Origin of the sequence: Streptomyces sp. NPDC037389 (assembly GCF_040636475.1) — a bacterium.
In the GTDB taxonomy this organism is placed as follows: Bacteria; Actinomycetota; Actinomycetes; order Streptomycetales; family Streptomycetaceae; genus Streptomyces; species Streptomyces hesseae.
Genome location: NZ_JBEZUS010000003.1, coordinates 106,002 through 130,684, shown reverse-complemented (window position 1 = coordinate 130,684; position 24,683 = coordinate 106,002). Strand labels below are relative to the sequence as shown.

Here is a 24,683-nt window from a genome sequence, read left to right as displayed (position 1 = left end):
TTGTGTCCCACGGGAAAGGCCGCCCCCCACTCCCGGCAACGTGGCCGGGCCCAGGAGAAAACCTTGACCAGCACTGCGATGGCGCAGGGGTCCGAGGGCCGCAAGGCCCAGCCGGACCACCTCGGCCATGTCATCTTCATCACCGCGGCCGCGGCCATGGGTGGCTTCCTCTTCGGCTACGACAGCTCCGTGATCAACGGCGCGGTCGAGGGCATCCGCGGGAAGTACGACATCGGTTCCGCCGCCCTGGCCCAGGTCATCGCCATCGCGCTGATCGGCTGCGCCATCGGTGCCGCCACCGCGGGCCGGGTCGCCGACCGCATCGGCCGCATCCGCGTCATGCAGATCTCCGCGACGCTGTTCACCATCAGCGCCGTCGGCTCGGCCCTGCCCTTCTCGCTCTACGACCTCGCCTTCTGGCGCGTCCTGGGCGGCATGGCCATCGGCATGGCCTCCGTCATCGGCCCGGCCTACATCGCCGAGGTCTCCCCGCCGGCCTACCGCGGCCGTCTCGGCGCCTTCCAGCAGGCCGCGATCGTCGTCGGCATCGCCGTCTCGCAGCTGGTCAACTGGGGCATCCTCAACGCCGCCCACGGTGAGCAGCGCGGCAAGGTTCTGGGCATCGAGGCCTGGCAGCTCATGCTCGGCGTCATGGTCGTCCCGGCCGTCCTCTACGGTCTGCTGTCCTTCGCCATCCCCGAGTCCCCCCGCTTCCTGATCTCCGTCGGCAAGACCGACAAGGCCAAGGAGGTCCTGGCCGAGGTCGAGGGCCGCACCATCGACCTCGACAAGCGCGTCGCCGAGATCGAGCACGCGATGCACAGCGAGGAGAAGTCCACCTTCAAGGACCTCTTCGGCGGTCGCTTCGGCCTCCTGCCCATCGTCTGGGTCGGCATCGGCCTCTCCGTCTTCCAGCAGTTCGTCGGCATCAACGTCGCGTTCTACTACTCCTCGACGCTGTGGCAGTCCGTCGGCGTCAACCCGGAGAGCTCGTTCTTCTACAGCTTCACCACGTCGATCATCAACATCGTCGGCACCGTGATCGCGATGATCCTCGTCGACCGGGTCGGCCGTAAGCCGCTCGCGCTCGTCGGCTCCGTCGGCATGGCCGTCTCCCTCGCCCTCGAGGCCTGGGCCTTCGCCTCCAAGACGGGCGACGGCACCCTGCCCACCACGCAGGGCACGGTCGCCCTCGTCGCGGCCCACGCGTTCGTCCTCTTCTTCGCGCTCTCCTGGGGCGTCGTGGTCTGGGTCTTCCTGGGCGAGATGTTCCCCAACCGCATCCGCGCCGCGGCGCTCGGTGTCGCCGCGTCCGCGCAGTGGGTCGCGAACTGGGCCATCACGGCGAGCTTCCCGAGCCTGGCGGACTGGAACCTGTCGGGTGCGTATGTCATCTACGCGGTCTTCGCCGTGCTCTCGATTCCCTTCGTGCTCAAGTTCGTGAAGGAGACCAAGGGCAAGGCGCTGGAGGAGATGGGCTAACCCCCCCCGCCGCCTCTCTCCTCGAAAGGGTGCCGCTCCAGCCGACAAGGCCGGGGCGGCACCCTTTCGCTATGTGGGTGGGTGGGTGGGGCGGGGTGGGGGGGGGGGGACGGGCCCTTACGGGGCTGACCTCTTCGCGGTGCCTGGTACTGCGGTGCGGGGTGCCCGGAATTCGGCCCTGGCGGCGAAGAGCTCTTCACGCCCCTACCAGGGCCCGTCCACCCCACCCCGCCCCCTCACGTCACTACCGGGGGTGCCCGGGGCCGCCTCTTAACCCGCGCCCCCCACGCCCCGCCCCCCCCACACACACACGCCCCAACCCGGGCAATCCGTTCCGGGTAATCGGGTGGGCGGGTGGGCGAAATCCCCGCGCCGAAGGCGCGGGAAACCCCACCGGCGGGCAGCCGGATACTCCACGGAACCCCGCGCGCCGCGCGGGAGGCGGAAACGCGAAGAGGGCCCCGCAAGGGGGCCCTCCGCACGTTGCCGCGAAGCTTACGCGGCGACCTTCTCCCGCTCCGGAAGCGGCTCCGGCGACTCCGCCGCCTCCGCCGCAACCTCACGCGGCGTCGGCAGCACGGCCATGACGGCCGCCGAGATCACGATCGTCGCCGCCCAGCCCAGCCCGTACTTGCCGACGAACGTGCCCGACAGCGGCCCGGCGAACCAGTCGCACTTGGTGAAGGCGATGCCCGCCAGCAGGGCCACGGCCCAGGCCGTCATGGCCTGCCAGCAGAAGCCGCCCACGTACCAGTACTTGCTGGCGCGGCCGGTGTCCATGAGCGCCTCGGCGTCGTAGCGGACGGCCCGCTTCTTCCGCCGGGCCATGTCGACCACGTAGACGCCGATCCAGGCCGAGAAGGAGACGGCCAGCAGGATCAGGAAGGTGATGAAGGAACTCAGGAAGCTCTTCGCGACCAGCATCAGCAGCAGACCACCGATCAGCGAGATCGCGGCGTTGATGCTCACGGCCAGCGCGCGCGGCAGCTTGACGCCCATCGTCTGGGCAGTGAAGCCGGCCGAGTACATCGACAGGGAGTTGATCAGCAGCATGCCGACGATCGCGGTGATCAGGTAGGGCACGGCGATCCACGTCGGCAGGAGGTCACCGAGGAAGGAGACCGGGTCCGGAGCGTCGGCGAGACCCGGCGTGGCCACGGCCATCACCGCGCCCATCAGCACCATGGGGACCGTCACCATGCCGGCGCCGGAGACCGTGACACCCGCGATCTTCTTGCCGGAGGCGGCGTGCGGCAGGTAGCGGGCGAAGTCGGGGCCGGTGGGGACCCAGCTGATGCCGCCCGCGGCGATCGTGCCGATGCCGGCGATCATCATCGCGGTGGTGCCGGCGGGCTTGGAGAAGACGTCGTCCCACTTGATGTGGGCGATCAGGTAGCCGAGCACCAGCACGCTGAAGACGCCGAAGAGATACGTCGACCACGTGTTGCAGACGTTGAGCACCTTGCGGCCCATGCCGCTCACCAGGAACGTGCAGGCGACGAAGACGAACAGCGTGATCACGATCAGCACGTTGTTGCTCTTCACGCCGAAGACCAGATCGAGCACGGTCAGCACCGCGTACGCGCCGGTGACCGCGTTGATCGTCTCCCAGCCGAAGCGGGCGATCCACAGGATCGCGCCCGGGAAGAGGTTGCCGCGCACACCGAAGGTGGCCCGGGAGAGCGTCGCGCCGGGCGCGCCGCCCCACTTGCCCGACACGGAGACCACACCGACCAGGCCGAACGACACGAGCGCGGCGCACGCCGCGACGATCAGGACCTGCCAGAAGTTCAGCTTGTTGAAGACCACCAGCGCCGCGCCCATGGTGAGCAGCAGCACGCTGATGTTGGCGGCCACCCAGGTCGGGAAGAGCTCCCGGACCCGGCCGTGCCGTTCGTTGTCGGGTACCGGCTCGATACCGCGGGTCTCGACGGCGCTCGCGGCGCTGTCGACGCTGGACACGTTGGCGCCTTCGGCAGCGTTGTCCATGGTGGGGGCCATATCGGGGGCTCCGTGTGGGGGAATTGCAGGGCGGGGCCTGGGCAGAAAGGGACGTTGGGACTCTACGCGCGTCACGTGAACCCACGCCATCGTACTTTGATCTAACTTTGGCCGGTTAGTGCCATTGGTCCTTGTGGAAAAGCACGAACACGCCTCGTTCGAAGGCGCCGCAGCGCCCTCGCGCGCAGGTGCCGGATACTGGGGGCGTTATGGACATCGTCATCCTTGCTGTAGTCATCGCTGTGGTCGCGCTGGGCGCGATCAGCGGGCTCGTGGTCAGCAGTCGCAAGAAGAAAGCGCTGCCCCCCGCTCCACCGAGCAGCCCGTCCGTCACCGCGCCGCCCGCCGAACCGCACGTCGGCGAGGAGGCCGAGACCCCGCGGCCGGAACCCCGCCGCACCGTGGAGGAGGTCGAGCTCCCCGAGGCCGCCCCCGCCCCGGAGGAGACCGCTCCCGTCGTCGAACCGGAGCCCGTGGTCGAGGCTCCGGCCGAGCCGGAGATCGAGGTTCCCGAGCCCACCGCCGGCCGGCTGGTGCGGCTGCGGGCCCGGCTCTCCCGTTCCCAGAACTCCCTCGGCAAGGGTCTGCTGACCCTGCTGTCCCGTGAGCACCTCGACGAGGACACCTGGGAGGAGATCGAGGACACCCTCCTCACCGCCGATGTGGGCGTCGCCCCCACCCAGGAGCTGGTCGAGCGCCTGCGCGAGCGGGTCAAGGTCCTCGGCACCCGTACCCCCGAGGAGCTGCGCGACCTGCTGCGCGAGGAGCTGCTCACCCTGATCGGCACCGACGCCGACCGCAGTGTCCACACCGAGCCCGGTGTGGGGACGAACGGCGAGGAGAAGCCCGGCGTCGTGTTGGTCGTCGGCGTCAACGGCGTCGGCAAGACCACTACCACCGGCAAGCTCGCCCGGGTGCTCGTCGCCGACGGCAAGTCCGTCGTCCTGGGCGCGGCCGACACCTTCCGTGCCGCCGCCGCCGATCAGCTCCAGACCTGGGGCGAGCGCGTGGGCGCGCGTACGGTCCGCGGTCCCGAGGGCGGCGATCCGGCGTCGATCGCCTTCGACGCGGTCAAGGAGGGCATCGCCGAGAACGCGGACGTCGTGCTCATCGACACCGCCGGCCGACTGCACACCAAGACCGGTCTGATGGACGAGCTCGGCAAGGTCAAGCGCGTCGTGGAGAAGCACGGCTCGGTCGACGAGGTGCTGCTGGTCCTCGACGCCACCACCGGCCAGAACGGCCTGGTCCAGGCCCGGGTCTTCGCCGAGGTGGTCGACATCACCGGTGTCGTCCTCACCAAGCTCGACGGCACGGCCAAGGGCGGCATCATCGTCCAGGTCCAGCGCCAGCTGGGCGTGCCGGTCAAGCTCGTCGGCCTCGGCGAGGGCGCGGACGACCTCGCGCCGTTCGAGCCGGAGGCGTTCGTCGACGCGCTGATCGGCGACTAGCCGGAAGACGTAGTACGAGCCGTACGGGCCCCGTCGTGACTGTGAGCGCGGCGGGGCCCGCCCTTACCCGGAACCGTGCCGGAGGCGGTCATGCCGAGCGGTGGCATACATACGCCAGCGTCCCCAGCAGCAGGCGGGCCTCCGGGGGGCAGCCCGCCGTGTCGAGGGCGGGCGGCAGCAGCCAGCGCATCGGCCCCAGGCCCGCGTAGTCCGACGGCGGGGCCGTGATGTGGTCGCCGCGGCCCAGGCCGCGCAGATCGAGCCGGGCGTCGTCCCACCCCATGCGGTAGAGCAGCTGGGGGAGCTCCGCGGCCGCGCCGGGGGCGACGAGGAACAGCGCGCGGCCGTCCGGGGTGAGGGCCACGGGGCCCAGCGGCACCCCCATCCGCTCCAGCCGGGCCAGGGCGTGCCGCCCGGCCGCCTCCGCGACCTCCAGCACGTCGAAGGAGCGCCCCACCGGCAGCAGCACGGCCGCGCCCGGCACCTCCGCCCAGGCGGCCGCGGCCTCGTCCAGCGTGGAGCCCGCCGGGACCGGTGACGCGAAGGGGAGGGGGTGGGCGCCGGGGGAGGGGCAGTCGGCGGCTCCGCACGAGCAGACCACCCGGCCCCCGCGCGAGGCCCGGGCGCCCGGGACCACGTCCCAGCCCCACAGGCCGGTGTACTCCGCGACCGTCGTCGCGTACTCGGACGCGCGGCCTCGGCGCCGAGAGCTCGAGCGCAGGTCCCGGATGCCGCCGATAGTGAAGCCCATGCCCCCTCCAACGGGTCGTGTTCGCAGTTGGTTACGTGTCGGAGTGTCTCGGACACGTACGGTCGCGGACGTCTGCTCCGGGGCGGTGCGACGGTGTGCGACGGGTGGTGCGTCGGAGGCCGTGCGCCGTGGCGCGCATCGATCCACCCGTTGCCCGGTTTTCCTGTGGTTGTTCCGCGTCAAGTCAATCGCGAAGTGCGCGGGACACGTTCATTCCTTGGGGTGGCGAATGGTGGCGTTTACTGGACCGCTCTCGCCTGAACGGTGATCGTAGGATTACTTTCGGTGCATGGACGGCGCCGGACAGGCGGCCGCAACACGCGGCAAGCTGTTGGCGGTTCACGCGCAGACGTGGTGAACGCACGTGTGGACACGTACTCGCGTAATTGCGGATTTGTGGATGGGGGCGTTCCCGTGAGCGGCAATGTCAGTGGTGCCGACGGCACCGATCGGGCCGAGAAGGCCGATCGGGCCGACAAGGGTGAGAAACGCCCGAACGAACAGCTGAACTCATGGTTCCTGCGCAGCGGGTGGTCCAAGGGCGAGCTCGCCCGCCAGGTCAACCGCAGGGCCCGGCAGCTGGGCGCCCACCACATCAGCACGGACACCTCCCGGGTGCGCCGCTGGCTGGACGGCGAGCAGCCCCGCGAGCCCATCCCCAAGATCCTCTCCGAGCTCTTCTCCGAGCGCTTCGGCTGTGTCGTCGGCGTCGAGGACATCGGCCTGCGCGTCGCCCACCAGTCGCCCTCCGTCGGCGGGGTGGACCTGCCCTGGGCCGCCCCCCAGACCGTGGAGCTGCTCAGCGAGTTCTCCCGCAGCGATCTGATGCTCGCCCGCCGGGGCTTCCTCGGCACCTCGCTCGCTCTCACCGCCGGCCCCGCCCTCATCGAGCCCATGCAGCGCTGGCTGGTGCCCGGCCCCACCGGCCGGGACGGCGCGCGCGGCGCCGAGCGCGACCGCTCCCGCAGGTCCCGGCTCTCCGAGCCCGAGCTGGAGCTGCTGGAGTCCACGACCGTGATGTTCCGCCAGTGGGACGCCCAGTGCGGCGGCGGGCTGCGCCGCAAGGCCGTGGTGGGCCAGCTCCACGAGGTCACCGACCTGCTCCAGGAGCCCCAGCCCGACGAGACCACCCGGCGGCTGTTCCACGTCGCCGCCGAGCTGGCCGAGCTGGCCGGCTGGATGAGCTACGACATCGGCCTCCACCCCACCGCCCAGAAGTACTTCGTCCTCGCCCTCCACGCCGCCAAGGAGGCGGGCAACCGCCCCCTTGGCTCGTTCGTGCTCTCCATGATGAGCCGCCAGATGATCCACCTCGGCCGCCCGGACGACGCCCTGGAGCTGATCCACCTCGGCCAGTACGGCTCCCGGGAGACGGCCACCCCCCGCACCCAGGCCATGCTCCACGCCATGGAGGCCCGCGCCTACGCCAACATGGGCCAGCCCGCCAAGGTCAAGCGCGCGGTCGCCATGGCCGAGGACTGCTTCGCCGACATCGCGTCCGGCGACGGCGACCCCGACTGGATCCGCTTCTTCTCCGAGGCCGAGCTCAACGCCGAGAACGCCCACTCCTTCCGCGACCTGGCCTATGTGGCCGGCCGCAGCCCCACCTACGCCCAGCTGGCGCGGCCCAAGATGGAGCGGGCCGTCGAGCTGTTCTCCCAGGACGACGAGCACCAGCGTTCGTATGCGCTCAACCTGATCGGCATGGCCACCGTGCACCTGCTCCAGCGCGAGCCGGAGGCCTGCGCGGAGCCCGTGAAGAAGGCGCTGAGGATCGCCAAACAGGTCCGCTCCGAGCGGGTCAACAACCGGCTGCGCAAGACCGTCGACAACGCCCACCGCGACTTCGGCGACGTCGCCGAAGTCATCGACCTGACCGACCAACTCGCCGTCCACCTGCCGGAATCCCTGGAGGCCGCCCACGCGGTCTGATCCCTCCGGCCCCCCTGCCCGGCCGTGGCGACCCTCCCGACAGCCCGACTCGGCTCCCCCACGCCAGGTCACCCCGGGCGGTCGCCACGGCCGGTCCGTGACTTCGCGCGGCCGGGTGGCCGACAGGGTAGGGGAGTTCCTCCGCGCCCGCCCCGCCGTTCACCAGGGCGTAACACGCCCGCCTCCATCGTCACCGGCGTGAAACAGCCCACGGCACCGGCTGAAACCGCGCTGCGACAGCCTCAAGGCGACAACGGCCCACCGAAGAGACACCGCCCGCACGGGGCCCGGGCCGCGGCGGCGAGGAGACACCGACATTGAATGGCGCAGACACCGCGTTCGTACTGATCAGTGCCGCGCTCGTGATGCTGATGACACCCGCCCTGGCCTTCTTCTACGGCGGCATGGTCCGGGTGAAGAGCGCGCTCAACATGCTGATGATGTCGTTCATCTCGCTGGGCGTCGTCAGCGTCCTGTGGGTGCTCTACGGCTACTCCCTGGCCTTCGGTGACGACATCGGCGCCGGCCTCCTGGGCGGCCTCGGCCACCTCGGTCTGAGCGGCATCCACCCCGACACCCTCACCGGCGGCAAGGAGGGCATCCCCGTCCTCGCGTTCGCCCTCTTCCAGATGATGTTCGCCGTCATCACCCCCGCCCTGATGAGCGGCGCCCTCGCCGACCGGGTGAAGTTCAGCGCCTGGACGCTGTTCATCGCCCTGTGGGTGAGCGTCGTCTACTTCCCCGTCGCCCACTGGGTCTGGCAGGCCGACGGCTGGCTGTTCAAGCTCAAGGTCATCGACTTCGCCGGCGGCACGGCCGTCCACATCAACGCGGGCATCGGCGCCCTCGCCGCCGTCCTCGTCGTCGGCAAGCGCGTCGGCTTCAAGAAGGACCCGATGCGCCCCCACAGCCTGCCCCTGGTGATGCTCGGCGCGGGGCTGCTGTGGTTCGGCTGGTTCGGCTTCAACGCCGGCTCCGCGCTCGCCGCCAACGGCACCGCCGCCAACATGGCCATGAACACCCAGGTCGCCACCGGCGCGGCCATGCTCGGCTGGCTCGCCTACGAGCGGATCAGGCACGGCGCGTTCACCACCCTCGGCGCCGCCTCCGGAGCCGTCGCCGGCCTCGTCGCCATCACCCCCTCCGGCGCCGCCGTCAACGCCTTCGGGGCGATCCTCATCGGCCTCGTCGCGGGCGGCGTCTGCTCCTGGGCCGTGAGCTGGAAGTTCAGGCTCGGCTTCGACGACTCCCTCGACGTGGTCGGCGTCCACCTCGTCGGCGGCGTCATCGGCACCCTCCTCGTCGGCCTCCTCGCCACCGACGGCATCGGCGGCCTCACCCAGCTCGGCCGCCAGGCCGCCGGCGCGTTCTCGGTGATGGCCTACTCCTTCACCGCCTCCTGGCTGCTCGCCAAGCTCGTCGACAAGCTCGTCGGCTTCCGCGCCGCCGAGGAGGACGAGATCACCGGCATCGACCAGGCCTTCCACGCCGAGACCGCCTACGACTTCACCGCCGTCGGCGGGGCCGCCGCCTCCCGTGCCGTCCACCACACCCCCGCACAGCAACTCCCGAACGGGACGCCCGACAAGAAGGTGGACGCGTGAAGCTCGTCACCGCGATCGTCAAGCCCTACAAGCTGGAGGACGTCAAGACCGCCCTGCGCGACTTCGGCGTCCACGGCCTGACCGTCAGCGAGGCCACCGGCCACGGCCGCCAGAGCGGCCACACCGAGGTCTACCGGGGCGCCGAGTACACCATCGACCTCGTCCCCAAGATCCGCATAGAGGTCCTCGCCGAGGACGACGACGCCGACGACATCGTCGACGTCATCATCCGCAGCGCCCGCACCGGAAAGATCGGCGACGGCAAGGTCTGGGTCGTCCCCCTCGACACCGTCGCCCGCGTCCGCACCGACGAGCGCGGCAGCGACGCGTTGTGACCGCCAGGAGCCCCCGTTGACGGAGCACGACACCGAGGCGCACCCGGGACGGCACGGCGGCTACGCGGCCGCCCGGCTGCGCCTCCTCCACGAGGAACGGCTCACCGGCCCGCCCCTGCGCACCGAGCTCGCCCGGGCCACCGACCACTGGCTGGGCGAGCTCCTCGGCCCCGCCCCCGGCGTCGCCCTCGTCGCCGTCGGCGGCTACGGGCGCGGCGAACTCTCCCCCCGCAGCGACCTCGACGTCCTCCTCCTCCACGACGGCACCACAACGGCCCCCGGCATCGCCGCCCTCGCCGACCGCGTCTGGTACCCCGTCTGGGACATGGGCCTCGCCCTCGACCACTCCGTCCGCACCCCCGCCGAGGCCCGCAAGGCCGCCGCGAGCGACCTCAAGGTCCACCTCGGCCTCCTCGACGCCCGCCACCTCGCCGGCGACCCCGCCCTCACCGCCGCCCTGCGCACCACCGCCTACGAGGACTGGCGCGCCCAGGCCCCCGCCCGGCTGCCCGAACTGCGCGAGCTGTGCGAGGAACGCGCCCACCGCCAGGGCGAGCTGCGCTTCCTGCTGGAACCCGACCTGAAGGAGGCGCGCGGCGGCCTCCGCGACGCCACCGCCCTGCGGGCCGTCGCCGCCTCCTGGCTCGCCGACGCCCCCCGCGAGGGCCTCGAAGCCGCCCGCACCCTCCTCCTCGACACCCGCGACGCCCTCCACCTCGCCACCGGCCGCGCCACCGACCGGCTCGCCCTCCAGGAACAGGACCAGGTCGCCGCCGCCCTCGGCCTCCCCGACGCCGACGCCCTCCTGCGCGGGGTGTACCGGGCCGCCCACACCGTCTCCTACGCCGCCGAGGTCACCTGGCGCGAGGTCGGCCGCGTCCTGCGCGCCCGCTCCGGACGGCCCCGGCTGCGCCGGATCATCGGCGGGCGCGGGGGGCGCGGGGGCTTCGCCGCGCCAGAGCGGATCCCGCTGGCGGAAGGCGTCGTCGAACAGGACGGCGAGGTCGGCCTCGCCCGTACCGCCCGCCCCGAGCACGACCCCGTGCTCCCGCTGCGCGCCGCGGCGGCCGCGGCCCAGGCGGGCCTCCCGCTGTCCCGGCACGCGGTGCGCCGCATGGCCGGCGCCGCGGCACTGCCCGTGCCCTGGCCCGCCGAGGCCCGCGAACAGCTCCTCACCCTCCTCGGCGCGGGAGAGCCCGCCGTGGCCGTCTGGGAGGCCCTGGAGACCGAGGGAATCGTCTCCCGGCTGCTGCCCGAATGGGAGCACGTGCGCTGCCGCCCGCAGCGCAACGCCCTCCACCGCTGGACCGTCGACCGGCACCTCGTCGAGACGGCCGTGCGCGCCGCCGCCCTCACCCGCCGCGTCGGCCGCCCCGACCTGCTGCTCCTCGCCGCGCTCCTGCACGACATCGGCAAGGGCCGGCCCGGCGACCACTCCGAGACCGGCGCCGCGACCGCCCGCCAGGTGGCGGCCCGGCTCGGCTACGGACCGGACGACGCCACCGTCCTCGCCACGCTCGTCCGCCACCACCTCCTGCTGGCCGACACCGCCACGCGCCGCGACCTCGGCGACCCCGCCACCGTCCGCGCGGTCACGGACGCGGTCGGCTCCGCCGCCGTCCTGGAGCTGCTGCACGCCCTCACCGAGGCCGACGCCCTCGCCACCGGCCCCACGGCCTGGACCGCCTGGCGGGCCTCGCTGGTGGCCGACCTGGTGCGCCGGGCGGCCGCCGCCCTCGACGGCCGCCCCGTCCCGCCCGGCCCCCGGCGGTGCGCCCCCACCGCCGAACAGACGGCGGCGGCCGACGAGGCCCGGCGCACGGACGCCCCCGTCGTCGTCCTGCGGGCCCGCCCCGAGGGCGCCGGCGGCGACGGGCCCGTCGGCGTCGAGCTGCTCATCGCGCTCCCCGACCGGCCGGGCGTCCTGCCCGCCGCCGCCGGGGTGCTCGCCCTGCACCGGCTGCGCGTCCGCACGGCCGAGATCCGCGCTATGGCCGGGCCGGCGGCCGACGACCGCCCGGCCCTCCTGCTCACCTGGCGCGTCGCCGCCGAGTACGGCTCCCCGCCCGGGGCCGCGCGGCTGCGCGAGGACCTGACACGGGCCCTGGACGGCTCCCTCGACGTCGCCGGGCGGCTGGCCGAGCGCGAGGCCGCCTACCGCGGCCGGCGCCCCGGCGTCCCCCACGCCCCGCCCCGGGTGAGCGTGGCCCCGGGCGGCTCCCGGGACGCGACGGTCCTGGAAGTACGGGCCCAGGACGCCCCCGGACTGCTCCACCGCATCGGCCGCGCCCTGGACGAAGCCGGGCTGTGGGTGCGCAGCGCGCACGTGAGCACCCTGGGCGCCAGCGCCGTGGACGCGTTCTATGTGACGGGCGCCGGGGGCGGCCCGCTGCCGCCCGAGGAGGAGGCCCGGACGGCCCGCGCGGTCCAGGAGTCACTGGGCGGCTGACCGCACCGGGGAGGGCCGGATACCCTTGGGGGTCAGCCGCCGCCTTGACTCACGACAAGAAGGACTCGCGACCACCGTGTTCGATACCCTCTCCGACCGCCTCGCAGCGACGTTCAAGAACCTCCGGGGCAAGGGCCGCCTCTCCGAGGCCGACATCGACGCCACAGCACGCGAGATCCGCATCGCCCTGCTCGAGGCCGATGTGGCGCTGCCCGTCGTGCGGGCCTTCATCAAGCAGGTCAAGGAGCGCGCCACCGGCTCCGAGGTCTCCCAGGCCCTGAACCCGGCCCAGCAGGTCATCAAGATCGTCAACGAGGAGCTCGTCACCATCCTCGGTGGCGAGACCCGCCGGCTGCGCTTCGCCAAGAGCGGCCCGACGGTCATCATGCTCGCCGGTCTCCAGGGTGCCGGTAAGACGACCCTCGCCGGAAAGCTCGGCCACTGGCTCAAGGGCCAGGGCCACGCCCCGCTGCTCGTCGCCTGTGACCTCCAGCGCCCCAACGCCGTCAACCAGCTCGGCGTCGTCGCCGAGCGCGCCGGCGTCGCGATCTTCGCGCCGGAGCCGGGCAACGGCGTGGGCGACCCGGTCCAGGTCGCCAAGGACTCCGTCGAGTACGCCCACGCCAAGCAGCACGACGTGGTGATCGTCGACACCGCCGGCCGCCTCGGCATCGACGCCGAGCTGATGCGGCAGGCCGCGGACATCCGTGACGCGGTGCAGCCGCAGGAGATCCTCTTCGTCCTCGACGCGATGATCGGTCAGGACGCGGTCAACACCGCCGAGGCCTTCCGCGACGGCGTCGGCTTCGACGGCGTCGTGCTCTCCAAGCTCGACGGCGACGCGCGCGGCGGTGCCGCCCTGTCGGTCGCCCACGTGACCGGCAAGCAGATCATGTTCGCCTCCAACGGCGAGAAGCTGGACGACTTCGACGCGTTCCACCCGGACCGCATGGCGTCCCGCATCCTCGGCATGGGCGACATGCTCAGCCTCATCGAGAAGGCCGAGCAGACCTTCAGCCAGGACGAGGCCGAGAAGATGGCGGCCAAGCTGGCGAAGGGCCCCAAGGAGTTCACGCTCGACGACTTCCTGTCGCAGATGGAGCAGGTCCGCAAGATGGGCTCCATCTCCAAGCTCCTCGGCATGCTTCCGGGCATGGGCCAGATCAAGGACCAGATCAACAACCTCGACGAGCGCGACGTCGACCGCACCGCCGCGATCATCAAGTCGATGACCCCGGCCGAGCGCCAGGACCCGACGATCATCAACGGCTCGCGCCGCGCCCGTATCGCCAAGGGCTCCGGTGCGGACGTCAGCGCGGTGAAGAACCTCGTGGAGCGCTTCTTCGAGGCCCGCAAGATGATGTCCCGCATGGCCCAGGGCGGCGGTATGCCGGGCATGCCGGGTATCCCGGGCATGGGCGGTGGCGCGGCCCGCAAGAAGAAGCAGATCAAGCAGAGCAAGGGCAAGCGCCAGTCCGGCAACCCGATGAAGCGCAAGGCCGACGCGGAGGCCGCGGCCGCCCGCCGCGAGCAGGCGCAGGCCGGCGGCATGCCCGAGCTCCCGACGGGCGCCGACGGCAAGTTCGAACTGCCCGACGAGTTCAAGAAGTTCATGGGCTGACCCCCGGCGGGTCCCCGGGCGACGACAGCCCCCGGCACCGCCGGGGGCTGTCCGCCGTCCGTACGCCTACACCCGGGCGATCAGATACCGGAACACGTTCGGCATCCACACCGTCCCGTCGGCCCGCAGATACGGGTGGAGGGCTTCGACGAGCTCCTTGGCGACCTGCTCCTCGTCCGTCGCCCGCACCGCCGCGTCGAAGGCGCCCGTCGACAGCAGGCCCCGCACCGCGCTGCCCATGTCGGCGTAGCCGTACGGGCAGGAGACCCGGCCCGAGCCGTCCGGGGTGAGCCCGGCGTCGCGGGCCAGGTTCTCCAGGTCGTCACGGCCGCACGGGCGCCAGCGGGCCGGGGCGCACATCGGATCGGCCAGGCGCGCGGCCACCCGGAGCGCGCCGGACGCCGCGCAGCGCTCCTGCGGGCCCCAGCCGGCCAGGACGACGGGGGAGCCCGGCGCCGCGTACGCGGCGGCGCGGGCGAGCCCCCGCGCCAGGCCCCGGGGGCCGCTGCCCGCGCAGAAGAGCGGGTCGAAGGCGGTGACCAGCGTGACGGGCGGGTCGTCCGGCCCGGTCACGGCCTCGGGCCCGCCGAGGCCGAGGCGCGGGCCGCCCGCCCGGGAGCCCTCCGGCAGCAGCCGCTCACGGGCCAGCGAGAGCCTGCGCCCGTCGGTGTCCACACCGTAGACGACGGCCCCCCGGGCCGCCGCCATCAGCAGGGCCAGCCCCGAGCCGCAGCCGAGGCCGAGGAGCCGGGTGCCGGGGCCGGTCTCCAGGCGCTCGTACACCGCCTCGTAGAGCGGCACCAGCATCCGTTCCTGGATTTCCGCCCAGTCGCGGGCCCGGGATTCGGGCGAGGTCGGGGACGGCCGGTGCCGCCGCACGAGCGTTGGTGTCATCGAAAGCGCCCCAATCCGCCGGTTCACATGTCCTGGTCCGTGGTCCCGCCCCCATGAAGTGCCGCTGTCCGTGCCGAGTGCCTGGTGCTCATGTCCGGTGCCGCGTATCCGGTGCTTCGCGCGGAGTGCTCGGGGCCGCGGGGAAGACCGTTCCGCGGGCCGTGGCGAAGTACCCCCCGATGCCAGGGAACTCCGCTTCGGCCGCCGAGTCCAGGGGGTGACGCCGAGCTTTGCCCCGCCGTCACGATGGCATGTGCCGGATGTACGGGCGGACCCGTCGGCGGCCGGGAAGAGACCATCGCCGATGGACGGATTCACACTCGGCCTGATGGGCCCCGTACCATTCGCAGCATGGCAAAGGCTCCCATTCTCACCCCCCAGGCGGAAGACTTCCCGCGCTGGTACCAGGACCTGATCAACAAGGCCGAGCTGGCCGACAACGGCCCGGTGCGCGGCACCATGGTCATCCGCCCGTACGGGTACGGGCTCTGGGAGCGCATGCAGCAGGAGATGGACGCCCGGATCAAGGACGCGGGCGCCTCCAACGCGTACTTCCCGCTCTTCATCCCGCAGTCCTACCTGACGAGGGAGGCGGAGCACGTCGAGGGCTTCGCCCCCGAGCTCGCGGTCGTCACCCACGGCGGCGGCAAGGAGCTGGAGGAGCCGGTCGTCGTCCGGCCCACCTCCGAGACGATCATCAACGAGTACTTCTCGAAGTGGGTGCAGAGCTACCGCGACCTGCCCCTGCTCATCAACCAGTGGGCCAATGTCGTCCGTTGGGAGATGCGCCCCCGCGTCTTTCTTCGTACGAGCGAATTCCTCTGGCAGGAGGGCCACACCGCCCACGCCACGTACGAGGACGCCCGCGACTACGCGGCCCGGATCCACCGGGACGTCTACTACGACTTCATGGTGAACGTCCTGGGCATCGACGTGGTGCTCGGCCGCAAGACGCCCAAGGAGCGTTTCGCGGGCGCCATCAACACCCTCACCCTCGAGGGCATGATGGGCGACGGCAAGGCCCTCCAGATGGGTACGAGCCACGAGCTCGGCCAGAACTTCGCCAAGGCCTTCAACACCTCCTACCTGTCCAAGGGCGGACAGCAGGAGCTGGTCTGGCAGACCTCCTGGGGCGTCTCCACCCGCATGGTCGGCGGTCTGATCATGTCCCACGGCGACGACAAGGGCCTGCGCGTACCGCCGCGTCTGGCCTCCGTGCAGGCCGTGGTCCTGGCCATCAAGGGCGACGAGGCCGTCCTCGCCAAGGTCCGTGAGATCGGCGACGTCCTCAAGGCGGCGGGCGTGCGGGTGCAGGTCGACGACCGCACCGACACCCCCTTCGGCCGGCGCGCCGTCGACTGGGAGCTCAAGGGCGTTCCGGTCCGCATCGAGATCGGCCCCCGCGACCTGGAGAACGGCACCGCGATGCTGGCCCGCCGCATCCCGGGCGGCAAGGAGCCGGTGCGCATCGACGAGCTGGCCGCGCTGCTGCCGAAGGTCCTGGAGGAGGACCAGGAGCAGCTGCTGCGCGAGTCGCGCGAGCGCCGTCTGGCCCGTACGACGGACGTGGCGACCATCGAGGAGGCCGCCGAGGCCGCCCTCGCCGGTGGCTGGGCCCGCATCCCGTGGGCGACGCTGGGCGTGGAGGGCGAGGCCAAGCTGGCCGAGCAGGCCGTGACCGTGCGCTGCCTGGTGATGCCCGACGGCTCGGTGCCGGAGACCGACGACGCCGAGGGCGCCGTCGCGATCGTCGCGCGCGCCTACTGATCCACCCGCCCCCGGGTGCGCGCTCCTGCGGCGCGCGTCCGGGGGTTCGCGCTTGTACGGGCGCCGGAGCGGGGCGTACTGCCGCTTACTGATGAGTCAGTACGTCCCACCTTGCGAACAGCTGAGCGTCTCATCCCTCCTTCTCCGCAGTTCTGCGCACCCGCCCTCCTCAGGACGAATGAGGCGGGAAACTGACTGGTACGTGCAAATTATTTGGGATGGCCCGGTATCGGAACACCGGGCCGCACCCGCTCGTTGTCACGACGTGAGCACGACACCACCTGTTCTCGCCGCAGAGCTGGCACAGGCGTGGGCCGACATTCAGCGGTTCCACCCCGAGCTGCCGGATCTAGCCGCGCCCGAATCGTTGATCGGAGAGTCGTCGTCCGCCTGCGGCGCCGAGCTCTCCTTCGAAAGGCTGCTGCACGAGGCAGTGCACGGCATCGCGGCCGCCCGCGGTGTCCGGGACACCTCTCGTGCCGGCCGCTACCACAACCGGCGATTCCTGGCGATCGCCGAGGAGCTGGGGCTCGACCACGGCGATGAGCCGCATCCCAGCAGCGGCTTCTCGCTCGTCGTGCTCAATCCGGAGGCGCGCAAGCGCTACCGGCCCACGATCGAGAGACTCCAGCGGGCACTCAAGGCGCACACCGTCGCCACCGCCGCCGACACCTCGCGCACCTTCCGGGGCCCGGCCGCGCGCCACGGCTCCTCCGGCGGCGGGGTGCGGGTGAAGGCCGTGTGCGACTGCGGGCGCAATGTGCGCGTCGTGCCCTCCGTGCTCGCCCAGGCGCCGATCATGTGCGGCGGCTGCGGCCAGCCCTTCCGGATCCCGGAGCCCGCCGTCCCGGTCGGCTGAGGCGGTGTGACCCCGATCGCGCCCGGTCCGCTCCGGCGGTCCCGGGCCCGTTCGGCGCCCCGCGATCGGTGTGGCACAATGGGTCGCTGTACTCGACAGTCGCATAGGACCCCTCTCTCCTCCGGCTGACGCGTCCATCGGGCACCCGAGTACCGCAAACCCCACGTGGCATCTCGTTGTGCCCAACCACGTCAAGACCAGGAGACACCACTCCAGTGGCAGTCAAGATCAAGCTGAAGCGTCTGGGCAAGATCCGTTCGCCTCACTACCGCATCGTCGTCGCCGACTCCCGCACCCGCCGTGACGGCCGTGCGATCGAGGAGATCGGCCTGTACCACCCGGTGCAGAACCCCTCCCGCATCGAGGTCGACAGCGAGCGCGCCCAGTACTGGCTGAGCGTCGGCGCCCAGCCGACCGAGCCCGTCCTGGCCATCCTCAAGGTCACCGGCGACTGGCAGAAGTTCAAGGGTCTGCCGGCCCCGGCCCCGATGCTGGTCGCCGAGGAGAAGAAGCGCGACTTCAGCGACCTCTTCGAGGCTCGTGTGAACGCTGCGGGCGAGGCGAAGGGTGAGGCCATCACCCCGAAGGCCAAGAAGTCGGAGAAGAAGGACGAGGCCGCCGAGGCCGAGTCCGCTGAGTCGACCGAGGCCTGAGGATGCTCGAGGAGGCCCTTGAGCACCTCGTGAAGGGCATCGTCGACAACCCCGACGACGTGCAGGTCGCCTCGCGCGACCTGCGCCGTGGGCGCGTGCTGGAGGTCCGGGTCCACCCCGACGACCTCGGCAAGGTGATCGGCCGCAACGGCCGTACCGCCCGCGCCCTGCGCACCGTCGTGGGCGCCATCGGCGGCCGTGGCATCCGTGTCGACCTCGTCGACGTGGACCAGGTCCGCTGAGAAGCGACAGAGCACCGGCACGGGCCGGGAAGGGTTTCCCTTCCCGGCCCGTTGTCGCGTTCGTAAGACCATGCGAGAAGGAATAAGACTGTGCAGCTGGTAGTCGGCAGGATCGGCCGTGCCCACGGCATCAAGGGCGAGGTCACCGTAGAGGTGCGTACGGACGAGCCCGAGCTGCGGCTCGGACCCGGCGCCGTACTGGCCACGGACCCCGCGGGCACGGGCCCGCTGACCGTCGAGACCGGCCGGGTGCACAGCGGTCGGCTGCTCCTGCGCTTCGCCGGCGTCGCCGACCGCACCGCCGCCGAGGCCCTGCGCAACACCCTGCTGATCGCCGACGTCGACCCGGACGAGACTCCCGAGGACCCCGAGGAGTTCTACGACCACCAGCTGATGGACCTCGATGTCGTCACCGTCGACGGCACCGCCGTCGGCCGGATCGCCGAGATCTCCCACCTGCCCTCCCAGGACCTCTTCATCGTCGAGCGGCCGGACGGCACCGAGGTGATGATCCCCTTCGTCTCCGAGATCGTCACCGAGATCGACCTCGACGAGCAGCGGGTCGTCGTCGACCCGCCGCGCGGCCTCCTCGACATCGACGAGGCCGAGGTCGCCAGCGCCCGCGACGCCGAGGAGGAGCAGGAGTAATGCGCCTCGACGTCGTCACGATCTTCCCCGAATACCTTGAGCCGCTGAACGTCTCGCTCGTCGGCAAGGCCCGCGCCCGCGGCCAGCTCGACGTACGCGTCCACGATCTGCGCGAGTGGACCCACGACAAGCACAACACCGTCGACGACACCCCCTACGGCGGTGGCCCCGGCATGGTGATGAAGCCCGAGCCCTGGGGCGAGGCGCTGGACGCGATCATCGAGTCCGGTGCGGAGGGCGCCCGTCCCACCGTCGTCGTGCCCACCCCCAGCGGCAAGCCCTTCACCCAGGAGATCGCCGTCGAGCTCGCCGAGAAGCCGTGGCTGGTCTTCACCCCCGCCCGCTACGAGGGCATCGACCGCCGCGTCATCGAGGAGTACGGCGACCACTACGACGTACGCGAGCTCTCCATCGGCGACTACGTCCTGGCCGGCGGCGAGGCCCCCGTCCTCGTCATGGTCGAGGCCGTCGCCCGGCTCCTCCCCGGCGTCCTCGGCAACGCCGAGTCCCACCGCGACGACTCCTTCGCCCCCGGCGCCATGGCCGACCTCCTGGAAGGCCCCGTCTACACCAAGCCGCCGGAGTGGCGCGGCCGCGGCATCCCCGACGTCCTGCTCAGCGGCCACCACGGCAAGATCGCCCGCTGGCGCCGCGACGAGGCCTTCCGCCGCACCACCGCCAACCGCCCCGACCTCCTTGAGCGCACCGACCCGGCCGCGTTCGACAAGAAGGACCGCGAGATGCTCTCGATCCTGGGCTGGGGCCCCGGCGAGGACGGCCGATTTGGGCGAGTGGCCCCCGACGTGGAAGAATGAGCCGTTGCCTTGCGTCCGGCGTGCGCCCCTGCCACAGGGGGACCGACGTCCGCCCGGTGTGCGAGGTACCGTTCTCTTTTCCGTACGAATTCCGCTGATGACCTGTGGCATCGGCGAGGAAGCAGACGAATATGTCTTCCCTGCTCGACGGCGTCAACGCCGCATCGCTGCGCACCGACGTCCCGGCCTTCCGTCCCGGTGACACCGTGAACGTCCACGTTCGCGTCATCGAGGGCAACCGCTCCCGCATCCAGCAGTTCAAGGGTGTCGTCATCCGCCGCCAGGGCGCGGGCATCAGCGAGACCTTCACGGTCCGCAAGGTCTCCTTCTCCGTCGGCGTCGAGCGCACCTTCCCGGTGCACAGCCCGATCTTCGAGAAGGTCGAGCTCGTCACCCGCGGTGACGTCCGTCGCGCCAAGCTGTACTACCTCCGTGAGCTCCGCGGCAAGGCCGCGAAGATCAAGGAGAAGCGCGACAACTGAGCTTCCCGACGGCGTCCTGGACCGGCCGGATAGGCTTTCGGCCCGATGGACACCGACGCACAGCTCGTATCGCTTCCGGAGCGCGACCACTCTCCCGAACCCGCACAGGGTGAGGAGCAGGGGTCGCGCTCCGCGCGTTTTTCCCGGCTTTCCCGGCGCTCCTGGCGTTCTCGGCTCAAGGCCGTCCGGCGCTGGTACGCGGACGGCGGGCCGCTGCGGCGCGCCGGGGTGCTGCTCTCCCTCTGCCTGGTCTCGCTGCTGCTGGTCAGCGGCTATGTGGTGCAGCCGTTCCTGATCCCCAGCGGGTCGATGGAGAAGACCCTCCAGGTCGGCGACCGGGTGCTCGTCAACAAACTCGCCTATCGCTTCGGGGACGAGCCGCGCCGGGGCGATGTGATCGTCTTCGACGGCACCGACTCCTTCGTCCAGGAGGGGCCCCCGGAGAACGCGGTGACCACGGTCATCCGCAAGGGCGCGGCGGCCGTCGGGCTGATGCGGTCCTCCGGGACCGACTACATCAAGCGCGTCGTCGGAGTCGGCGGCGACCGGGTCCGCTGCTGCGACAAGTGGGGCAGGCTGGAGATCAACGGCCGTCCGGTGCTGGAGGAATACCTCTACCCGGGGGACGTGCCCTCCCAAGTTCCGTTCGATGTGGTGGTGCCGGAGGGCAAGCTATGGGTCATGGGTGACCATCGCAGCGACTCCCGTGACTCCCGGGACCATCTGGGCGAGCCGGGTGGCGGCACGGTTCCGGTGGACCGCGTCGTCGGACGCGCCGACTGGATCGGCTGGCCGCTGGGCCGGATGACCTCCCTGGGCCGGACCGGCGCCTTCGCGGACGTACCCGCCCCGGGCCCGGGGCACGGGGCAGGCGGTCCGCATGGGTAGCAGGGGCCGCGGCAGCGTCCGTACGGCCGCGCCGGCCGCCCGCCCGGCGGCGACCGAAGACCGGCCGTCCCCGGGGACCGGGGGACGGGCGGAGCGGCGCAAGGCTGCGAAACGGACCGCCACGAAGCAGCGCCGCCGCCGGCAGCGCTCGGTGCTCAAGGAAGTGCCGATCCTCATAGGCGTCGCGGTGTTGATCGCCCTGGTGCTGAAGACGTTCCTCGTCCAGGCCTTCGTGATTCCGTCCGGCTCGATGGAGGAGACCATCCGGATCGGCGACCGGGTGCTGGTCGACAAACTGACGCCCTGGTTCGGGACCCGGCCGCAGCGCGGCGACGTGGTGGTCTTCAAGGATCCCGGGGGATGGCTCGGCGACGAGTGGAAGTCCCGCAACGACCCGGTGGGCGTCAAACAGGCCAAGCAGGCGCTCACCTTCATCGGCCTGCTGCCCTCGGCCGATGAGCAGGACCTCATCAAACGCGTGGTGGGCGTCGGCGGCGACAGGGTCAAGTGCTGCGACAAGAACGGCAAAATCACGGTCAACGGAACGTCGCTCGACGAACCCTACGTCCATCCGGGAAATCCTCCTTCCCAGATGACGTTCGACGTGAAGGTCCCCGAGGGCCGGCTCTTCGTCATGGGGGACCACCGTTCCGACTCGGCCGACTCGCGCTACCACCTGGACCAGCCGGGGCAGGGAACCGTCGCGGAAGACCTGGTGGTGGGGCGTGCGGTGCTGATCGCCTGGCCGCTGGACCACTGGCGGCGGCTCACCGAGCCGGACACGTACGCTTCGGTGCGGGACGCGCCGCGCGCGGATGCGCGGGCGGGCGGTTCGCCGCATAGTCTGTCCCCCATGGATCATGAAGGATTGATCCTGCTCCCGACCCCTGCGGAACTCCCGCTCGTTATGGGAGTGATGGGCCTGCGTCGTATGTATCGCGGGCGGCAGCGTGGAGTGAGGAGTGGATGTGGGGGATGTGGCGGTCGGCGCGCGTTCCGGTCACGGAGAGCCCGAAAGGCGGCCCGGGCGGACGGATGAGCCGTCCGGGGAGCCGTCCGGCGGCGACGTGCCGCAGGAGGCCAGGTCCCAGGCGGCCGGGCTGGGCCAGGACGCCACGACGGTGACGTCCTCGGAGACCCCCGCGTCCGAGGACGGCGCGGGGCGCGGCGGAAGCGGCGGCGAGGGCCGTGGCGCACGCCGCGACGAGCCCAAGAAGCAACGATCCTTCTGGAAGGAGCTGCCGCTCCTCATCGGCATCGCGCTGGTGCTCGCGCTGCTCATCAAGACCTTCCTGGTGCAGGCGTTCTCGATTCCCTCCGAGTCGATGCAGAACACCCTCCAGCGCGGCGACCGGGTGCTGGTGGACAAGCTCACGCCGTGGTTCGGCTCCAAACCCGAGCGCGGCGAGGTCGTCGTCTTCCACGATCCGGGCGGCTGGCTGGGCGAGAGCCCGGCCACCGGCCAGGGCCCGGTGGCAAGCGGCGTCCAGAAGGTGCTCAGCTTCATCGGCCTGATGCCCTCGGCCGAGGAGAAGGACCTGATCAAGCGGGTCATCGCGGTCGGCGGCGACACCGTGGAGTGCAAGGGCAACAACGAGCCGGTGACGGTCAACGGCAAGGCGCTCGACGAGCCGTACATCTTCCCCGGGAACACGCCCTGCGGCGACAAGCCCTTCGGCCCGATCAAGGTGCCCCAGGGCCGGATCTGGGTGATGGGCGACCACCGCCAGGACTCCCTCGACTCCCGCTACCACCAGGAGCTCGACAGGTTCCAGGGCACGGTCTCGGAGGACGAGGTCGTCGGCCGCGCGATCGTCGTCGCCTGGCCGATCAACCGGTGGGCGACGCTGCCCGTCCCCGGCACCTTCGACCAGCCGGGACTGAGCGCGGCGGCAGCCGCCGCGCCGCCGGCGCTCGGACTCGCGGGCGCGCTGCCGCTGGTGCTGTGGCGCCGGCGCCGGGCCCTGCGGAAGACCGAGCGGTCCATCGTGGTCGTCCCCGCCGCGAAGGGCTGACGAGCCGTGTGACGGGCCGCTCCCCATCGGCCTCCGCCAGGGGCTGACCGAAGCCCGTACCCCCGGGTAGGGTGCGGTTCCGTCGGACCGGCGGACGGGGGATGGGGACGCGATGAGCGGAGTGCAACGTGGTGCCGACGGCCACGGCCGCGCGGGCAGGGTGCTGTCCGGGCTGGCCGTGGCCGTCGGCTGTCTGCTCTTCCTCGGCGGCTTCGGCTGGGCCGCCCTGCTGTACCGGCCGTACACCGTGCCCACGGACTCGATGGCGCCCACGATCGGGCGCGGCGACCGGATCCTCGCCCAGCGGATCGACGGCGGCGAGGTGCGGCGGGGGGACGTCGTCGTCTTCGAGGACGAGGTCTGGGGCAACGTCCCGATGGTCAAACGGGTCGTCGGCGTCGGCGGCGATCACATCGAGTGCTGTGACAAACAGGGCCGTCTGACGATCAACGGCAAACCTGTGGAGGAGCCCTATCTGGAGGGCTCCGGCCCGGCCTCGCCCACCGGCTTCTCGGCCACCGTCCCCGAGGGCCGGCTGTTCCTCCTCGGCGACCACCGTTCCGACTCGCTGGACTCCCGCAGCCATATGACCGAGGCGGGACAGGGCACGGTGCCGCGCGACGCCGTACGGGCCCGGGTGGACGCCAAGGCCTGGCCGGTGTCCGGCTGGGGCATGATCGAACGCCCCGGTGCCTTCGCGGGGCTGCCCGGCGGCACGTCCCGGCCGGGCCCGCTGCCCCTGATCACGACGTGCGTGGTGGTGGGCGCGGTGCTCATCCTGGGAGGTGCGGCGGCGGGCGCGCTCGCGCAGCGGGCGGCACGCGGCGGGAAGGCGGCGGTGGCCCATGGGTGAGACCGTGGCTGACGGTGGCAGTGCTGCGCGGCGGGCCGCTCGGGTCGTCCTGCTGGACCCGGACGACCGGATTCTGCTGCTGCACGGCTACGAGCCGGACGACCCCGGCACCACCTGGTGGTTCACCCCCGGCGGAGGACTGGAGGGCGACGAGGGCTGGGAGGAGGCCGCGCGCCGTGAGCTGGCCGAGGAGACGGGCGTCACCGAGATCGAACTCGGCCCGGTGCTCTGGACGCGCAGCTGCTCCTTCCCCTTCGCCGGCCGCCGCTGGGAGCAGGACGAGCGCTACTACCTGGCCCGTACCGCGCAGCGGCCCACCTGGTCCGGCGGCGGGACGGAGCTGGAGCGGCGCAGCCTCTCGGGCCTGCGCTGGTGGACCTGCGAAGAACTGCTCGCGACGCATGAGACGGTGTATCCGACCAGACTCGCCGGGCTGCTGCGGGCGCTGCTCGACGAGGGACCCCCGAGTACGCCGGTGCTCCTGGAGACCGAGCGCGCCTGACGCACAATGGGGGGACGCACGGCTGAAGGGGAACATGCCATGAGTGCCGAGGACCTCGAGAAGTACGAGACCGAGATGGAGCTGAAGCTCTACCGGGAGTACCGCGACGTCGTCGGTCTGTTCAAATACGTGATCGAGACCGAGCGCCGTTTCTACCTGACGAACGACTACGAGATGCAGGTGCACTCGCTGCAGGGCGAGGTCTTCTTCGAGGTCTCGATGGCGGACGCGTGGGTGTGGGACATGTACCGGCCGGCGCGCTTTGTGAAGCAGGTCCGGGTGCTCACGTTCAAGGACGTGAACATCGAGGAGCTGAACAAGACCGATCTCGATCTGCCGGGGACGTGATTGGTCCGTTTGTGATTGGTCCGTTCATTCACTGATCGGGTGACGAGGTTTTCCACAACCACCGAGTTATCCACCAAGATCCAAAATGTGG

Annotated in this window: 22 protein-coding genes and 1 pseudogene; 20 read left to right on the top strand and 3 right to left on the bottom strand. The window is 71.5% G+C overall.

Going from position 1 to position 24,683, the window contains the following annotated elements:
- Nucleotides 1–63: 63 nt before the first annotated feature.
- Nucleotides 64–1,482: a sugar porter family MFS transporter gene (locus AB0E98_RS07375; protein WP_361699566.1), complete on the top strand. Its 1,419-nt coding sequence runs from the start codon at nucleotides 64–66 to the stop codon at nucleotides 1,480–1,482.
- A gap of 495 nt (nucleotides 1,483–1,977) precedes the next feature.
- Here AB0E98_RS07375 and AB0E98_RS07370 read toward each other — a convergent pair whose 3' ends face one another.
- Nucleotides 1,978–3,471, bottom strand: a complete 1,494-nt coding sequence (locus AB0E98_RS07370) for a cytosine permease (protein ID WP_361700507.1) — start codon at nucleotides 3,469–3,471, stop codon at nucleotides 1,978–1,980.
- 221 nt (nucleotides 3,472–3,692) lie between these two features.
- On the opposite strand from AB0E98_RS07370, the gene ftsY reads away from it, so the two are divergent.
- Nucleotides 3,693–4,934, top strand: coding sequence for a signal recognition particle-docking protein FtsY (ftsY, locus tag AB0E98_RS07365; RefSeq protein WP_361699564.1), 1,242 nt, complete (start codon nucleotides 3,693–3,695; stop codon nucleotides 4,932–4,934).
- Nucleotides 4,935–5,022: 88 nt separating this feature from the next.
- Here ftsY and AB0E98_RS07360 read toward each other — a convergent pair whose 3' ends face one another.
- A complete protein-coding gene (locus AB0E98_RS07360; protein ID WP_361699562.1) occupies nucleotides 5,023–5,685 on the bottom strand; it encodes a bifunctional DNA primase/polymerase in 663 nt (220 codons plus the stop codon).
- 414 nt (nucleotides 5,686–6,099) lie between these two features.
- Here AB0E98_RS07360 and AB0E98_RS07355 point away from each other — a divergent pair, with 414 nt between their 5' ends.
- The 5 genes from AB0E98_RS07355 (at nucleotide 6,100) to ffh (ending at nucleotide 13,626) form a co-directional block, all read left to right on the top strand.
- The gene (locus AB0E98_RS07355; RefSeq protein ID WP_361699560.1) at nucleotides 6,100–7,617 is read left to right on the top strand and encodes a hypothetical protein; all 1,518 of its coding nucleotides are present in this window, start codon (nucleotides 6,100–6,102) and stop codon (nucleotides 7,615–7,617) included.
- Nucleotides 7,618–7,934: 317 nt separating this feature from the next.
- Nucleotides 7,935–9,221, top strand: a complete 1,287-nt coding sequence (locus AB0E98_RS07350) for an ammonium transporter (protein WP_361699558.1) — start codon at nucleotides 7,935–7,937, stop codon at nucleotides 9,219–9,221.
- Nucleotides 9,218–9,556 carry a P-II family nitrogen regulator gene (locus AB0E98_RS07345; RefSeq protein WP_361699556.1) on the top strand — a complete coding sequence of 113 codons (339 nt, stop codon included), beginning with the start codon at nucleotides 9,218–9,220 and terminating at the stop codon, nucleotides 9,554–9,556. Before AB0E98_RS07350 ends, AB0E98_RS07345 begins: the two co-directional genes overlap by 4 nt.
- 16 nt (nucleotides 9,557–9,572) lie before the next feature.
- Nucleotides 9,573–12,005 carry a [protein-PII] uridylyltransferase gene (locus AB0E98_RS07340; RefSeq protein ID WP_361699554.1) on the top strand — a complete coding sequence of 811 codons (2,433 nt, stop codon included), beginning with the start codon at nucleotides 9,573–9,575 and terminating at the stop codon, nucleotides 12,003–12,005.
- Nucleotides 12,006–12,081: 76 nt separating this feature from the next.
- Complete coding sequence (ffh, locus tag AB0E98_RS07335; RefSeq protein WP_361699552.1) at nucleotides 12,082–13,626, top strand: signal recognition particle protein; 1,545 nt, start codon at nucleotides 12,082–12,084, stop codon at nucleotides 13,624–13,626.
- Between the two features lie 66 nt (nucleotides 13,627–13,692).
- Here ffh and AB0E98_RS07330 read toward each other — a convergent pair whose 3' ends face one another.
- On the bottom strand, nucleotides 13,693–14,520 hold the full coding sequence (locus AB0E98_RS07330; RefSeq protein ID WP_361699550.1) for an SAM-dependent methyltransferase: 828 nt from the start codon (nucleotides 14,518–14,520) through the stop codon (nucleotides 13,693–13,695).
- A gap of 351 nt (nucleotides 14,521–14,871) precedes the next feature.
- Here AB0E98_RS07330 and proS point away from each other — a divergent pair, with 351 nt between their 5' ends.
- The 13 genes and pseudogenes from proS to AB0E98_RS07265 all read left to right on the top strand — a co-directional run bounded on the left by proS (nucleotide 14,872) and on the right by AB0E98_RS07265 (nucleotide 24,592).
- On the top strand, nucleotides 14,872–16,287 hold the full coding sequence (gene proS / locus AB0E98_RS07325; RefSeq protein ID WP_361699548.1) for a proline--tRNA ligase: 1,416 nt from the start codon (nucleotides 14,872–14,874) through the stop codon (nucleotides 16,285–16,287).
- Nucleotides 16,288–16,552: 265 nt separating this feature from the next.
- Complete coding sequence (locus AB0E98_RS07320) at nucleotides 16,553–17,146, top strand: hypothetical protein (RefSeq protein ID WP_361699546.1); 594 nt, start codon at nucleotides 16,553–16,555, stop codon at nucleotides 17,144–17,146.
- A gap of 215 nt (nucleotides 17,147–17,361) precedes the next feature.
- Nucleotides 17,362–17,799 (top strand): 30S ribosomal protein S16, encoded by a 438-nt coding sequence (gene rpsP, locus AB0E98_RS07315; RefSeq protein WP_126916296.1) that lies wholly within the window; start codon nucleotides 17,362–17,364, stop codon nucleotides 17,797–17,799.
- Between the two features lie 2 nt (nucleotides 17,800–17,801).
- On the top strand, nucleotides 17,802–18,041 hold the full coding sequence (locus AB0E98_RS07310) for an RNA-binding protein (RefSeq protein WP_014153811.1): 240 nt from the start codon (nucleotides 17,802–17,804) through the stop codon (nucleotides 18,039–18,041).
- Between the two features lie 90 nt (nucleotides 18,042–18,131).
- Nucleotides 18,132–18,689, top strand: a complete 558-nt coding sequence (rimM, locus tag AB0E98_RS07305) for a ribosome maturation factor RimM (RefSeq protein WP_311614032.1) — start codon at nucleotides 18,132–18,134, stop codon at nucleotides 18,687–18,689.
- The gene (trmD, locus tag AB0E98_RS07300; RefSeq protein WP_361699543.1) at nucleotides 18,689–19,504 is read left to right on the top strand and encodes a tRNA (guanosine(37)-N1)-methyltransferase TrmD; all 816 of its coding nucleotides are present in this window, start codon (nucleotides 18,689–18,691) and stop codon (nucleotides 19,502–19,504) included. The genes rimM and trmD overlap by 1 nt, the downstream gene beginning before the upstream one ends.
- A gap of 131 nt (nucleotides 19,505–19,635) precedes the next feature.
- Nucleotides 19,636–19,986 carry a 50S ribosomal protein L19 gene (rplS, locus tag AB0E98_RS07295; protein WP_361699541.1) on the top strand — a complete coding sequence of 117 codons (351 nt, stop codon included), beginning with the start codon at nucleotides 19,636–19,638 and terminating at the stop codon, nucleotides 19,984–19,986.
- A 45-nt stretch (nucleotides 19,987–20,031) separates the two neighbouring features.
- Nucleotides 20,032–20,874, top strand: coding sequence for a signal peptidase I (gene lepB, locus AB0E98_RS07290; protein WP_361699539.1), 843 nt, complete (start codon nucleotides 20,032–20,034; stop codon nucleotides 20,872–20,874).
- An 82-nt stretch (nucleotides 20,875–20,956) separates the two neighbouring features.
- A pseudogene (lepB, locus tag AB0E98_RS07285) lies at nucleotides 20,957–21,913 on the top strand (signal peptidase I); the annotation flags it as partial.
- Entirely contained in the window at nucleotides 21,852–22,889 is a 1,038-nt protein-coding gene (gene lepB / locus AB0E98_RS07280; protein WP_361700504.1) for a signal peptidase I, read from the top strand. The pseudogene lepB (AB0E98_RS07285) and the gene lepB (AB0E98_RS07280), both read left to right, overlap by 62 nt.
- Nucleotides 22,890–23,001: 112 nt before the next feature.
- Nucleotides 23,002–23,742, top strand: coding sequence for a signal peptidase I (lepB, locus tag AB0E98_RS07275; protein ID WP_361699537.1), 741 nt, complete (start codon nucleotides 23,002–23,004; stop codon nucleotides 23,740–23,742).
- Nucleotides 23,735–24,244 (top strand): NUDIX hydrolase, encoded by a 510-nt coding sequence (locus AB0E98_RS07270; protein ID WP_361699535.1) that lies wholly within the window; start codon nucleotides 23,735–23,737, stop codon nucleotides 24,242–24,244. Before lepB (AB0E98_RS07275) ends, AB0E98_RS07270 begins: the two co-directional genes overlap by 8 nt.
- A gap of 39 nt (nucleotides 24,245–24,283) precedes the next feature.
- Entirely contained in the window at nucleotides 24,284–24,592 is a 309-nt protein-coding gene (locus AB0E98_RS07265; protein ID WP_361699533.1) for a DUF2469 domain-containing protein, read from the top strand.
- Nucleotides 24,593–24,683 lie beyond the last annotated feature (91 nt).

What these genes read in the sequence shown, in the direction of transcription:
- AB0E98_RS07370 (WP_361700507.1), bottom strand. Translation starts at nt 3,471, where the DNA reads ATGGACAACGCTGCCGAAGGCGCCAACGTGTCCAGCGTCGACAGCGCC.
- ftsY (WP_361699564.1), top strand. Translation starts at nt 3,693, where the DNA reads ATGGACATCGTCATCCTTGCTGTAGTCATCGCTGTGGTCGCGCTGGGC.
- AB0E98_RS07360 (WP_361699562.1), bottom strand. Translation starts at nt 5,685, where the DNA reads ATGGGCTTCACTATCGGCGGCATCCGGGACCTGCGCTCGAGCTCTCGG.
- AB0E98_RS07330 (WP_361699550.1), bottom strand. Translation starts at nt 14,520, where the DNA reads ATGACACCAACGCTCGTGCGGCGGCACCGGCCGTCCCCGACCTCGCCC.
- proS (WP_361699548.1), top strand. Translation starts at nt 14,872, where the DNA reads ATGGCAAAGGCTCCCATTCTCACCCCCCAGGCGGAAGACTTCCCGCGC.
- AB0E98_RS07310 (WP_014153811.1), top strand. Translation starts at nt 17,802, where the DNA reads ATGCTCGAGGAGGCCCTTGAGCACCTCGTGAAGGGCATCGTCGACAAC.
- trmD (WP_361699543.1), top strand. Translation starts at nt 18,689, where the DNA reads ATGCGCCTCGACGTCGTCACGATCTTCCCCGAATACCTTGAGCCGCTG.
- rplS (WP_361699541.1), top strand. Translation starts at nt 19,636, where the DNA reads ATGTCTTCCCTGCTCGACGGCGTCAACGCCGCATCGCTGCGCACCGAC.
- lepB (WP_361699539.1), top strand. Translation starts at nt 20,032, where the DNA reads ATGGACACCGACGCACAGCTCGTATCGCTTCCGGAGCGCGACCACTCT.
- lepB (WP_361699537.1), top strand. Translation starts at nt 23,002, where the DNA reads ATGAGCGGAGTGCAACGTGGTGCCGACGGCCACGGCCGCGCGGGCAGG.
- AB0E98_RS07270 (WP_361699535.1), top strand. Translation starts at nt 23,735, where the DNA reads ATGGGTGAGACCGTGGCTGACGGTGGCAGTGCTGCGCGGCGGGCCGCT.
- AB0E98_RS07265 (WP_361699533.1), top strand. Translation starts at nt 24,284, where the DNA reads ATGAGTGCCGAGGACCTCGAGAAGTACGAGACCGAGATGGAGCTGAAG.